The organism is Mycobacterium sp. 050134 (assembly GCF_036409085.1).
GTDB lineage: Bacteria > Actinomycetota > Actinomycetes > Mycobacteriales > Mycobacteriaceae > Mycobacterium.
This window is the reverse complement of the sequence record NZ_JAZGLV010000015.1, coordinates 113,277-126,535: the sequence shown is the minus strand read 5'-3', so window position 1 is coordinate 126,535 and position 13,259 is coordinate 113,277. Positions and strand designations below refer to the sequence as shown.

The following is a 13,259-nucleotide window of genomic DNA, read 5'->3' as shown; positions in this document are numbered from 1 at the left end:
GGCGGGGCCACCTCAGTAGCCACCTCAGTGCCGTTTGAGCCGGATATGCCAGCGAACGAAGCCCGTGTAGGCGACCGACAGCAGGGCGAGCATCCCCAGGTCGAACAGCAGGATGTGGACCGAGTGCTGCCAGATCGGGTCGTTCGTCGGGATCTGCTTGACCTTCACCAGCGACGGGAAGTCGATCGAGGACGCGCCCGCCGCGTAGCCCCACCGCGCCGGCGTCAGCCACGCCAGCTCCTCGAGGCCGAAGCGCTGATAGACCGGGATCATGCCGCTGGAGAACACCAGCTGCGACATGATCGAGACCACCAACAGCGGCATGATCTGCTCGTTGGACTGCGCGACGGCCGACAGCAGCAGCCCCAGCATCGCCGAGGCCACACAGGTGCCCGCGACGGTGATGAACAGCGCGAAGGTCGAGTTGCCGAACAGCGGCGGATGCGCCGTCGGCGCGCCCTTGCCGAGCCGCACGATGAACGTGGCCACCGCGGCCTGGGCCGTGGCGAAGACGCAGAACACCGCGATCTTGGCCAGCAGATAGGCGGTCGTCGACAGGCCGACGGCTTGCTCCCTGCGGAAGATCGGTCGCTCCCCGATGAGGTCGCGAATGGTCAGCGCGGTGCCCATGAAGACGGCGCCGATGTTGAGCAGCACCATGATGTACTGCGGCTGCGTGGGCGCGGGGCCGAGCGGGTCGGCGGGACCGAGACCCGGCGTGGGGCCCTTCACGGTCAGGGACAGCGCTCCGATGAGGAACGGCAACACCGCCAGGAAGATCGTGTAGCCGCGGTCCGAAATGACCAGCCGGATCTGCCGGCGGGCGACGGTGGACAGCTGCCGCCACAGGTCTGTCTTCGGTGGTTCGCCCAGGTCGGCCGGGCTCTGCGGCGACGGGGCCTGCTCCGACTGCTGGTTGCGTTCCTTGAAGCGGCGGTTGGCCTCGTCCGGGTCGGCGCCCACCTTGGCGAAGATGTCGGCCCAGTTGCGGGTGCCCATCGCGGCCTCGACCTGGTCCGGCGGCCCGCAGAACGCCGTCTTACCGCCGGGCGCGATCAGCAGGATCTGGTCGCAGACGTCCAGGTAGGACACGGAGTGGGTGACCACCAGCACCACCCGGCCGGCGTCGGCGAGCTGCCGCATCATCAGCATGACCTGGCGGTCCAGGGCCGGGTCCAGTCCCGAGGTCGGCTCGTCGAGCAGCAGCAGTGACGGCTGGGTCAGCAGCTCGAGCGCGACCGAGGCGCGTTTGCGCTGACCGCCGGAGAGATTGTCGACGCGGGTGTCGGCGTGCCGGGTCATGTCGAGCTCTTCGAGCACCTGGGCGACGATCTGCGCGCGTTCCTGCTTGCTGGTGTCGGGCGGCAGCCGCAGTTCCGCGGCGTAGTTGAGGGCCTGGTTGACCGTCAGCTGGCGGTGCACGACGTCGTCCTGGGGGACCATGCCGATCCGGCTGCGCATCGAAGCGTATTCGCTGTGGATGTCGTGGCCCTCGAACGTCACCGAACCGGACGTGGGGTTCGTGTAGCCGACGATCAGGCGCGAGAGCGTGGTCTTGCCGGCGCCGGAGCCGCCGATGATGGCCGTCAGCGTCCCGGGCCGGGCGGTGAGCGAGACGTGGTCGAGCAGCTGCTTGCCGTGGTCGACGGTGTAGCAGACCGAGTTGACCTCCAGGCCGCCGGAGCGGGTGGCGGCCTCGGTGCGACGGACCAGGGTGTCGCGGGTGAAGACCAGGTCGACGTTGCCGATGGTCACCACGTCGCCCTCGGTCAGCAGCGCGGACCCGACCCGGACCCCGTTGACGAAGGTGCCGTTGACGCTGTGCGCATCGCGGATCTCGGTGCCCAGCGGGGTCTGCGTCATGAACGCGTGGTGGCGCGACGCCAGGACGTCCTGGATGACGATGTCGTTGTCGGTGGCGCGCCCGATGGTCTGCGCCCCGACCGGCTTCTGGAACGCCCCGGACCGGGACGGCATCAGCGCGTTGAACATCTTGGTCGCCAGGTTCCCCACTTCGGGTGGCTTCTCGACGACCGGCGACAGCTGGGTCTGCGGCGCCGCGGGCAGGGCGCCGCCGCCCGCCAGCGGCGGGTGCGGATGGAAGTTGGGCGGCGGGGGTGGTGGCGCGCTGGGCGGGTGGGCCGCGCCGGGCGCGTAGGCCGAGTGCCGCCCGCCGGCGGGCGGGTACATCGGCTGCCCGTGCGGGGGCGGCGGGGGTCCCGGGTGCGGCCGCAGCGGCGGCGGCGCGACGCGCCCTTGCGGTCGGCCGGGAACAGGAGCGGGGGGTGCCGGCGCGGGCGCGGGGGCGGCCGACCAGGCGCCGCCGGCCGACTGGGTCGCCCCGGCCGGCAGGCGCATCGACTCGGTCTCGGGCGGTCGCCCGACCATGCCCTGGTGCCGGCCGACCTCGAACTTCAGCAGCGGCCCGTCGGGATTTCCGATGTTGAGGGTGGCGCCGTCGTGGATGTCGACCACCGGCACGCGCCGGCCGTTGACGAAAGTGCCGTTGAGCGAACCGTTGTCGATTGCCAGCCAGCGTCCCTGGTCGAATCGCAGGAGCAGGTGGGCGCGTGAGATCAGCGGGTGGGTGATGCGCATGTCAGCGCGAAGGTCGCGGCCGATCACCACGTCGTGGCCCGCTGCGAAGGTGCGTTCCGAGCCGTCGAAGCGGACGGTCAACACAGGTGGGGCTGCTGCGGTCATCGAAACCAACTGTAGCTTGTGGGCCGCCTGTCACCCGGTGACGTCGGGCGCGCCTGTCACCACGCAGAAGGTGCGCGTGTAGATCGTCGCCATGCATTTGTTGCAGTGCGTGCAGGCCGAATGCACAGTGTGCGCGGCGCCGTCGGCCGCGATCCGATTGATCAGGTCGGGCTCGGCGAGCAGGGCCCGGCCCATCGCGACGAACTGGAAGCCCTCGGCCATCGCCAGGTCCATCGTCTCCCGGTTGGTGACGCCGCCGAGCAGGATCAGGGGCATCGTCAGCTCAGCCCGGAAGAGCTTGGCGTGGCGCAACAAGTAGGCCTCGCGGTAGGGGTATTCGCGGAGGAATTTCTTGCCGGTCGCGCGCATGCCCCAACTCAGCGGCGGCTTGAAGGCGCCGGCGAATTCCTTGATCGGGGCGTCGCCGTGGAAGAGGTACATCGGGTTGACGAGCGAGCTGCCCGCGGTGAGCTCGATCGCGTCCAGCCCGCCGTCCTCCTGCAACCACTTGGCCGTCGTCAGCGCCTCGTCGATGTTGATGCCGCCGCGGATGCCGTCGGTCATGTTGAGCTTCGCGGTGACCGCGATCCGACCCGCGCCCTGCATGTCCACCGCGCGGCGCACCGCCATCACCAGCGCCCGCGCCACCTTAGCGCGGTTCTCCAGCGACCCGCCGAACTCGTCGTCGCGACGGTTGATCAGTGGCGACAGGAACGCGCTGGCCAAGTAGTTGTGCCCCAGATGGATTTCGACGGCGTCGAAGCCGGCGTCGATGGCGAGCAACGCGGCTCCTGCGTGCGCCGCGACCACGTCGTCGATGTCGTCGCGGGTCGCCTTCTTGGCGAACCGCATTCCGATCGGGTTGAAGAATCGCACCGGTGCGAGCGCCCTGGCCTTATTGGACTTGGCGTTGGCCACCGGGCCGGCGTGCCCGATCTGCGCGCTCACCGCCGCGCCTTCCGCGTGGATCGCGTCGGTGAGCCGGCGGAACCCGGGCACGGCCTCCGGACGCATCCAGATTCCGTTGCCCTCGGTGCGGCCGCCGGGGGAGACGGCGCAGTAGGCCACGGTGGTCATGCCGACCCCGCCCGCGGCGGGCGCCCGGTGGTACTCGATGAGGTCGTCGGTCACCAGCGCATCCGGCGTGCGCGCCTCGAACGTTGCGGCCTTGATGGTGCGGTTGCGCAGCGTGACGGGGCCCAGTTTCGCGGGGGCCAGCACGTCCGGGGGGGTAGACATCTTCGGAGCGTGCCAGACTGTCTGGCGTGGGCGCAATTACACTGGACGGCAAGGCCACCCGCGACGAGATCTTCGTCGACCTGAAGGAACGGGTGGCGGCGCTCACCGCGTCCGGCCGCGCGCCCGGGCTGGGCACCATCCTGGTGGGCGACGACCCCGGTTCGCAGGCGTACGTCCGTGGCAAGCACGCCGACTGCGCGAAGGTCGGGATCACGTCGATCCGCCGGGACCTGCCCGCCGACATCAGCAGCGCCACGCTGCACGACACCATCGCCGAGCTCAACGCGAACCCGGACTGCACCGGGTATATCGTGCAGCTGCCGCTGCCCAAGCACCTGGACGAGAACGCGGCGCTCGAGCTCGTGGACCCGAACAAGGACGCCGACGGGCTGCACCCCACCAACCTGGGTCGCCTGGTGCTGAGCGTCCCGGCGCCGCTGCCCTGCACCGCGCGCGGTATCGTGCACCTGCTGCGGCGCTACGACATCGAGATCGCCGGGGCGCACGTGGTCGTGATCGGCCGGGGTGTGACGGTCGGCCGCCCGCTGGGGCTGTTGCTCACCCGCCGCTCCGAGAACGCCACCGTGACCTTGTGCCACACCGGGACTCGCGACTTGGCCGCCTTCACCAAACGGGCCGACATCGTGGTCGCGGCCGTCGGCGTGCCACACATGCTGACCGCCGACATGGTCCGGCCCGGCGCCGCGGTGGTCGACGTTGGCGTCAGCCGCACGGACAGCGGCCTGGTCGGCGACGTGCACCCGGACGTTTGGGAGGTCGCCGGCCACGTCTCGCCGAATCCCGGTGGGGTCGGGCCGTTGACGCGGGCGTTCCTGCTGACCAACGTCGTCGAGCTGGCCGAGGGGCAATGACCGCGCGGTCCGTGCTGCAGGCCCAGTGGCCGATCCTGTTGGTGGGCCTGATCTTTGCGACGGCGTTCATTCTCGCGGGCGCCAACTTCTGGCGCCGCGGCTCCCTGCTGATCGGCATCGGTGTCGGGGTGGCGGCGGTGCTGCGTCTGGTGTTGTCCGAGGACCGGGCCGGCCTGCTGGCCGTGCGCAGCAAGGGCACCGACTTCATCACGACCGCGACGGTCGGGGCGGCGATGGTTTACATCGCGTCGACCATCGATCCGCTGGGTACGCGCTAGATCCCCGGGATCCCGCCGGGGAGACCACCCGGGAGCCCGCCCGTTCCGGGAAGCCCGGGCATGCCCGGCAGCTGTGGGACGGCGGCGCCGAGGTTGCCGCTGGCGATGTTGGCCATCTCCTGCGGGCAGTACATCTGGATCGCAATGCTGGTGAACATCTGGGCCATCTGCGGTGACATGCCACGGTGGGAGACGCTGGCCGCGGCGGCGGCGAAGTTGCCGCCCGGCTCGACGAGCATCGGGCAGATGGACTGGCCAACGGCCATCGCGTTGCCGGGTTCGCCGAAGTCGATGCCGGCGTGGTTGAGCGCGTCGATGAAGTGGTCGTCGGTGGCGGGGTCCGCGCCGGCCGGCGCCGCGAACGCGGCGGCCGCCGTGAGCAGGCCGGCAGCCGCCGCCAGCAGGCGAACGGTGAGGGGTTGGTGACGGAGATCCCAGATCCACCGGTGTGTCGATGCCAATGATGCCAGTGATGCCCTCATGCCAGCCTCCCCATCCGTTTGTGGAGTGCTCGGCCGCACTCGAATCACCTATGGAACTCTGATCTACCCGTGTCACGTTTGCAACACGGTGCGATAAAGCTTTGCCCAATAAGCGTTTCGTGAGGGTAGCGTCCCCGAGGCGTGGATTATGGGCCGTCCCAACGATCGTCGCAACAAAGTTACCCGACACGGGCGGCGACGCCGGACTTCGCGTTGGAAATGGGAAAGAATCCGGCCATGACGACTACTCACGGCCGTCCGCTGGACCCTGCCCGGGGCATCTCGCGTCAGAGCTTCCTTCGTGGTGCGGTGTCGGTACTGGCGACCGGCGCCGTTTTCGGGATGTCCCGCGCCGCGGCGGACCCGGCAGGAGGTTGGGGCGGCCTGGCATCCTCGATCGGGGGACGGGTGCTGTTGCCGGCCAGTGGAGCTCAATTCGCCTCGGGCAAGCAGATCTTCAACTCCTTCTACGACAGTTCGAATCCGGCCGCGGTGGTTGCGGTTTCGTCGCAGTCGGACGTCCAGAAGGCGGTCGCGTTCGCGGCGGCGAACAATCTCAAGATCGCCCCGCGCGGCGGTGGGCATTCCTACGTCGGCGCGTCGAGCGCCAACGGCACGATGGTGATCGACCTGCGCGGGCTGCCCGGTGGCGCGAACCTCGACGGCGGCGGCAACGTAACGGTCACCCCGGCCACCAACCTGTATGCGGTACAACAGGCTTTGGCCGCCTCCGGGCGGGCGATGCCGACGGGCAGTTGTCCGACCGTGGGCGTCGCGGGCCTGGCCCTCGGGGGCGGGATGGGGTCGGCCACGCGGCACACCGGGTTGACCTGTGACGCGCTGCGGTCGGCCACGGTGGTGCTGCCCAGCGGCGAGGTGGTCACCGCGTCGGCCAACGACCATCCCGACCTGTTCTGGGCGCTCCGCGGCGGCGGCGGTGGCAATTTCGGCGTGACGACGTCCATGACGTTCGCGACGTTCCCGACCGCCGACAGCGACCTCGTCCGGCTCGAGTTCGCGCCGTCCGCGGCGGTGCAGGTGCTCACCGGTTGGCAGTCCTGGTTGTCGGCGGCCGACCGGAACACCTGGGGGCTGGTCGACCTGTCCGTCGGGTCGGCCCAAGCGAACTGCCACGTGCTGGCCGCGTGCCCCGCCGGCGCCGGATCGGGTGTGGCGAATGCACTCAAGTCGGCGATCGGGCTGGCGCCCAACTCGGTTCAGAACAAGACCTTCGGCTACCTGGACCTGATGACGTATCTGGCCGGCGGTAGTTCGACCAGCCCGCCGCGGGCCTTCGTCGCCGGGTCCGACGTCATCGGCACGGTGAATTCCGCTGCCGCGCACGCCATTGCGACGGCGATCGGCCTGTGGCCCGCGTCCGGATCGGGCAAGGCTTCGGTGATCGTCGACCCGCTCGGCGGCGCGGCCGGCGACGTTGCGACCGCCGATACCGCCTTCCCGTGGCGGACCCAGGCCGCCGTATTGCAGTGGTATGTCGAACCGGCCAGCAACGAGGTGGCCGCCGCAAACAAGTGGGTGGCCGCCGCGCATCAAGCGGTGCAACAATTTTCGGCGGGCGGCTACGTCAACTACCTGGAGGCCAATACGTCGGCCGCGCGTTATTTCGGGCCGAACCTCTCCCGGCTCAGTGCGGTCCGGCAGAAGTACGACCCCAGCCGGGTGATGTTCTCGGGGTTGGACTTTTGATCACGGCCGCGCGCGGCTCACCCCAGTAGACGGTCCCGATGCTCGATGAATTGCTCGTGGGTGATCAGGCCCTCATCGCGTAATTTGGCGAACTCGCGTACTTCCGCGGCGAGCCCCATGACCACGGTCCGTCCCGGGTCTTTCGGCTCGGCGCCATCACCGGCGGGCTCGGCGTCCCCGCCGGCAGGCGCCGGACATCGGGCGGCTTCCTTGTCGCGTGGGTCGGGACCGCGCACGCCGATGCTGTCGCGCAGAGCACGGGCGGCCGTGCCGGCCAGTGCCATCTCGCCGAACGTGTTCCCCAGGGTGGCTGACACTGTTTGCGCACCGAGGCCCGCGGGGGCGGCGGGCAACGCCAGCGCGATCGAGCGCACCGCCGGCGCCGCCGCGGTCCAGGAGGGCGGCACCGAGAGCGCGCCGATCGCGTCCGCGCTTCCGACGTCCGCCGACACGGTGCTCGAGGCGGCCTCCGATGCCGCCGCCGTCACGGGCGTGGTGGTCGTTACTTCCCCGGGCAGTGCTCCCAGCGCCTCCCAGCCGCTGACGATGTCGTCGGTGTGCAAACCGGTTTGGGCGCCGATGAGGTCGATCGGAAGCGAGATGGCCCCCAGGGGCGACATGGGGGCGTCAAACCCGTAGGCGATGCCGTCCGCGCCCAGGCTCACGAGGTCTAGCGGCGATTGCACCCCGAGTGGGGACGTCGCGCTGGTGAGGGCCTGCGCCGCCGACAAAATCGGCTGGGTGAGCACGGACAACAGGCCCTGCGCGGAGCCTCCCGGCAGCTCGGCGGCCTGCGCCACCACGTCGGCCTGCGCGCCCACGCCATCGGTGTTCTGCCGTGGCGGGCTGAACGGCGTCAGTTGCGTGGCGGCCGCCGCGGATCCCGCGTAGCCGTACATGGCCGCCGCGTCCTGTGCCCACATCTCGCCGTACAGCGCCTCGGTCGCCGCGATCGCAGCGGTGTTCTGCCCCAACAGGTTCGTGGCGACCAGCGCGGCCAGCAGGCTGCGATTGGCCGCAACCTCGGTCGGCGGCACCGTCGCCGCGAAGGCCGTCTCGTAGGCCGCGGCGGCCGCTTTGGCCTGGCCGGCGGTCTCCTCGGCCCGCGCCGCGGTGTCGCTGATCCACGCCGTGTAGGACGAGGCGGCGGCCGCCATGATCATCGACGACGGCCCCAGCCACGGCCCGGCGGTGAGTCCCGCGACGGCCGACTGATACGAACTGGCCGTTCCGTAGAGGTCGGCGGCCAATGATTCCCACGCGGCCGCGGCGGCGAGCATCGGCGCGGCGCCCGGGCCGGCATACATCAGGCTAGAGTTGATCTCCGGTGGGAGCGTCGCGTAATCCATTGCAACGCCCTATCTCCGGCGCGCGCCGAGTGCGCGGCCGCATGAGCCGTGGGCGGTCACGTTCGATTGAGCGGTCGTGGACGACAAAGCCTTCCCCCTCGAATGGCTTGTGGCGAACCGGCGGCCGGACCGGTGTCGGGTCGATGATTGGCTACGCCGCGCCCCTCCCCGAGCGGGTGGAGCCGTCGGACGTTGCCCGCGCCAGCTCTTGTTCCGGAGCCGAGCGCGGTGCCGGCCGCCCCTTCGCCAGGGTGGCCAGCAGTTCTCGATACGGCCCGACCAGGTAGACGGTGTCGCCCGCACTGAGCCGCGAGTCGCGGCGTGGGTGCAGCCGAACCGGCGCGTCCTCGCGCGTCACGGCGATGACCCTGGTCTGGGTCGAGACTTCGAACATTTGCAGCCCGTCCAGCTCGCTGCCGGCCTGCACGTACATGCCGCCAATCAGAAACGATCGGTTCCCGACCGAGAACGTGCCCAGCACCTGCAGGCCCATCGCCGCGCCGATGAACCATGGTGCGGCGAGTTCGACTGTGGAACGGACGTTTTCGAATCCGAATCGCTGCGCGACCGCGGACGCCAGGTCGTGATCGTAGACACGCAGCACCAGCGGCACTTGCCCCCAGCGATTTCCCACGGGCGCGGGTTGGGATCCCAGCATCTCGCGGACGACGATCCCCGTCTCGATGTTGACCATGTCGTCGCGGGTCAGCACCGCGACCGCGCGCGCGGTGTCGACCCGGGCCGCCTCCATGGTCGGCCGTAACGTCGCGTCTCCGAAGATGACCGGCACGTCGAGCTCGGCCGCCGTGGCCAAGAAGGGGTTGTTCTGGTCGCGCTCGATGACGGCGACGTCGTATCCGGCCTCGGTCAGGTCGGTGACGACGCGTACCCCGAGGGCGCTGAGGCCAACCACGATGACGTGGTTGCGCAGGTGGCGCGCTCGCGGGCGCGCGGAGGACAACAGGAAACGCCGAGACAGCAGGACGTCCGCGACGAACGCGACCAGCAGGGCGGTGGTGGTGACGCCCCCCAGCATCAGCAGGGCGGCGTACAACCGCAGCCACGTCGGCTGTTTGGCGAAGCTGAAGTCCCCGTAGCCCGTCGTCGTGATCGTCTCGTTGGTGAAGTAGAAGGCGTCGGTCCAGGACATTCCCGGATGGATGTAGGAGAAGTGCAGCAACGTCGTCGAGACGATGATCAATATGGTCAAGGCGGCGATCACGGGATAGAACGCGGGGTTGACCTCAGTGGGCAGGGCGCGCGCCGCGTAGATGAACCGGCGCAGTCGCGAGAGCTGCGACCGCCCACCCTTGACCTGCCCGGGAACCTTGATACCGCACGCCGCCACCTCCTCGGAGGTGCCGATCATCGCCGTCCAGTCCCCGGCGCTGACGCGCATGTCCCGCCCGGGGCACACGAGCACCTCGCCCGCGTTCGCGGCGTCGTCGTTGTGCACCACTGCAACCGGCGCGAGGTCGCCGTAGATCTCCCGAAGCGACGCGTCGAATGGCGCCTCGGCGCCAAAGACGACGAAGTCGATGCCGGCCACCTCGAAGGGATGCGTGGTGCGCGCCAGGCTCGCCTCGACCACGGCGGGCGCGGCGATGTCTGCGACGCCGAGGATCGTGCTGGGCCCGTCGTCGGCGGCGACCGCCTCGCGCAGTACGTCATTGGCCAGCCGCGCGACCACACGAATGTCCGGATTGGCGCGCCGGGCCAGGAGCGCGATCTCGAGGTTCGTCGCGTCGTCATTGCCGGCACAGACGACCGCCACCGCCTCGGTGACTCCCGCCCTGGTGAGCTCGGTCTTGACGCGGGTGCTGGCGAGGTCGGAGTCGAGAAGTCTGGCCACGCTTGCGCCCGCCCTCTTCAACTCATCGACGATGGTCGACGCCAGTGCGTCGTCACCGCTGACGATGACACGTTGGCTCATGAGACCGCTTCCCTCCGATGGACATTCCACCCCTCCGCCGAACGTTGAATCAGGATGACCTGGATTGGTTGCTCCACGACTCCGGCGGGGCAGCCGCGTGCTCTGGCGTGAGCGCATACTTTGCTGACGTGTGTCGCGTGCTGCTCCAAGGAAATGGAGATCTAACCCGATGCTAACAGGCAGATTCGCCGGGTGGCTAGTTTTAGGGCGTCGGTTCGATAACGCAGCCACGTGAACTCCTCGTCGCTGACAGTCTAAAAACGTCTGCGCCGCAACGTATTTAAATTTCTCTAACCTGGTGTTGTGAGAAATGTACGAATGACGGTCGATCGATGGCGATCAGACCAATTGCCGGGCAACATGTTTGATGGTCACACCTACTCGGGCATTCTTGGCGGGCGGCCAAGGTTTCGTCGGCGACGTCGAAGATCTGTGATTCGCAGCATGTTTCGCGTCGGTATCACGAGATGTGTCAACTCGACCACCCCGCGGAGATCTATTTCCGGCGCCCGGCGATTTGTTACCTCCGGGTCACGGATCTGGGAATGTGCTGGCAAATCTGCTGAGGAAGTCCTGTGGTTGTGGTTGCTGGAGGCGGATGGGGATGGGACATCCGCACTGTGGCCGCTACGCTTCCGGGGGTATCACGGCCCACGGGGGCGGGCTGTGAGGTATGGGGGAAGGGATATGGCTTTTGGCAACGTCATTGGCTAAAGGGGGAGCGGGGGCCAACGGGCGCGCCGGCGAGCACAAGGCGTGGTCGTCCTTCGGCGACACGTGCAAGCGCGGCGTCCTGGGCAAGCCCTTGATCAACTCCCAGCTCGATCACGAAAAATTGTCGAACCCGGTCGCGCTGGGCGTGTTGTCGCCGGATGCGATCTCCTCGACCGCCTACGGCTCCGAGCAGATCATGATCGAACTGCTTCCGGCGGCCGGAATGGCGGCGTTCGCCCTGCTACTGCCGATCACCGGTGTGATCCTGGTGATTCTGGTGCTGGTGGCGGCGTCGTACCGCCAGGTCGTCATGGTTTACACCCGATCCGGCGGATCGTACGTGGTCGCCCGCGAAAACTTCGGGCCCCGAGTGGCGCAGGTCGCCGCGGCCGCCCTGCTGATCGACTACGTGGTCACCGTCGCCGTCCAATGCGCGGCCGGCACGGTCGCGGTCGCCTCGGCGCTGCCCGCGTTGGGCCCATACAGTCTGGAGATCACCGTCGGAATGGTGCTGCTCATGTGCTTCGCGAACCTTCGTGGTTTGCGTGAGGCCGGCGCCCGGTTCGCGGTACCGACCTATGCCTTCGTCGCCATGGTGTCACTGACGATCGTCGTCGGGGTCGTCCGCGAGGTGTGCGGCACCCTGCCGGTCTACGATGCCGAACGCGTCGTCGGGGCGGTGCCGGTCCATCACGGCAGCGGCCTCATCATGGGCGCGACGATTCTGGTTGTGTTGCGCGCGTTCGCCAACGGGGGATCGTCGCTGACCGGAGTCGAGGCCATCTCCAACACGGTCACCACCTTTCGGAAGCCGGAGGGCATCAACGCGCGCCGGGTGATGACGATCATGGCCTGCATCCTGGCGTTCTTGCTCGCGGGCGTGGCGTGGCTGACGCACGTCACCCACGCAGTGCCCTACACCGACGGATACCCCTCCATGTTGTCCGAGATCGCGCGGGCGGTGTTCGGCCACGGGGTGATCGGTAACGTCCTGTACATCCTGGTTCAGGCGTCGACCGCGGCGATCCTCTACACCGGCGGGAACACCAGCTTCAACGGATTTCCGGCGTTGGCCAGTTTCGTTGCGGGAGACCGCTTTCTGCCGCGACCGCTGATGAAACGCGGACACCGCCTGGTGTTCTCCAACGGCATCATTGCCCTGACCGCCCTGTCGATCGCACTGCTCGTCATCACCGGCGGCTCGGTCGACGCGCTGGTGCCGTTCTACGCCATCGGGGTGTTCACCGGGTTCTCGATGGCCGGTTACGGCATGACCAAACACTATCTTGCGCAACGCGGGTCGGGCTGGCGTCGCAAGGTGCTGATCAATATGTCGGCGGGCATCCTGTCGACGATCGTGGTGGGCATCTTCGCGGTTGCCAAGTTCACCGAGGGCGCCTGGCTCATTGTCGTCGTGTTCCCCTTGCTCGTGCTGGCGTTGATGCGCCTCAACCGGCAGTACCGGGCCGAGGCCTCGGTCTTGGAGATGTCGCGCACCGAACCGCCAGTCCTGAGCCGGTACACCCGACACCGGGTTTTCGTCTTCGTGGATGCGATCGACCTTGCCGAGGTCGAGGCCATGAGGTACGCCAACGGCTTACACGCCGACGAGCTCACGGTCGTGCACTTCGTGATCGACGCCGATCACGCCGCCCGGTTGGAGAAGCGCTGGGAGGTCTTCGAACACGGGACCCCGCTGCGACTGGTCGACTGCCCGGACCGTCACCTCAGTCGGGCCGCGCACGAGTTGATCCTGGGAGTGCTCAACGAGCATCCCGACACCAAGGCGACCGTGCTCTTGCCGCGTCGAACCTACTCGCCGCTCATCGGCCGGCTGCTGCACGACCGCACCGCCGACAAGATCGCCCGCGCCGTCAGCCGCATTCCGGGAGCCGCCGCCCAGATCGTCCCGTATGACATCGAGTCGCGTATCGCAGAGGTCACTCGCGCCGGATGATCACGGCGGCCGGGGGAACAGTGCG

8 protein-coding genes and 1 pseudogene are annotated in these 13,259 nt (G+C 68.6%); 4 read left to right on the top strand and 5 right to left on the bottom strand.

What is annotated here, in order from left to right; all coding sequences use genetic code 11:
- Window positions 1-24 precede the first annotated feature (24 nt).
- Both SKC42_RS18895 and SKC42_RS18890 read right to left on the bottom strand, forming a co-directional pair.
- On the bottom strand, window positions 25-2,703 hold the full coding sequence (locus tag SKC42_RS18895) for an ATP-binding cassette domain-containing protein (protein ID WP_330965801.1): 2,679 nt from the start codon (window positions 2,701-2,703) through the stop codon (window positions 25-27).
- 30 nt (window positions 2,704-2,733) lie between these two features.
- Window positions 2,734-3,942: an NADH:flavin oxidoreductase gene (locus SKC42_RS18890; RefSeq protein ID WP_330965800.1), complete on the bottom strand. Its 1,209-nt coding sequence runs from the start codon at window positions 3,940-3,942 to the stop codon at window positions 2,734-2,736.
- 26 nt (window positions 3,943-3,968) lie between these two features.
- Here SKC42_RS18890 and SKC42_RS18885 point away from each other — a divergent pair, with 26 nt between their 5' ends.
- A complete protein-coding gene (locus SKC42_RS18885; RefSeq protein WP_330965799.1) occupies window positions 3,969-4,814 on the top strand; it encodes a bifunctional methylenetetrahydrofolate dehydrogenase/methenyltetrahydrofolate cyclohydrolase in 846 nt (281 codons plus the stop codon).
- A complete protein-coding gene (locus tag SKC42_RS18880; protein ID WP_330965798.1) occupies window positions 4,811-5,092 on the top strand; it encodes a DUF3017 domain-containing protein in 282 nt (93 codons plus the stop codon). The genes SKC42_RS18885 and SKC42_RS18880 overlap by 4 nt, the downstream gene beginning before the upstream one ends.
- Here SKC42_RS18880 and SKC42_RS18875 read toward each other — a convergent pair.
- Window positions 5,089-5,562, bottom strand: coding sequence for a DUF732 domain-containing protein (locus SKC42_RS18875; RefSeq protein ID WP_330965855.1), 474 nt, complete (start codon window positions 5,560-5,562; stop codon window positions 5,089-5,091). The genes SKC42_RS18880 and SKC42_RS18875 overlap by 4 nt on opposite strands.
- Before the next feature lie 249 nt (window positions 5,563-5,811).
- Between SKC42_RS18875 and SKC42_RS18870 the strand changes: the two genes are divergently transcribed.
- Entirely contained in the window at window positions 5,812-7,281 is a 1,470-nt protein-coding gene (locus tag SKC42_RS18870) for an FAD-dependent oxidoreductase (protein WP_330965797.1), read from the top strand.
- Window positions 7,282-7,298: 17 nt separating this feature from the next.
- Here SKC42_RS18870 and SKC42_RS18865 read toward each other — a convergent pair whose 3' ends face one another.
- Complete coding sequence (locus SKC42_RS18865; protein WP_330965796.1) at window positions 7,299-8,630, bottom strand: PPE family protein; 1,332 nt, start codon at window positions 8,628-8,630, stop codon at window positions 7,299-7,301.
- Between the two features lie 151 nt (window positions 8,631-8,781).
- A complete protein-coding gene (locus SKC42_RS18860) occupies window positions 8,782-10,563 on the bottom strand; it encodes an NAD-binding protein (protein WP_330965795.1) in 1,782 nt (593 codons plus the stop codon).
- Window positions 10,564-11,236: 673 nt separating this feature from the next.
- Here SKC42_RS18860 and SKC42_RS18855 point away from each other — a divergent pair.
- Window positions 11,237-13,216 (top strand): annotated as a pseudogene (locus SKC42_RS18855) (APC family permease); the annotation flags it as partial.
- Window positions 13,217-13,259 lie beyond the last annotated feature (43 nt).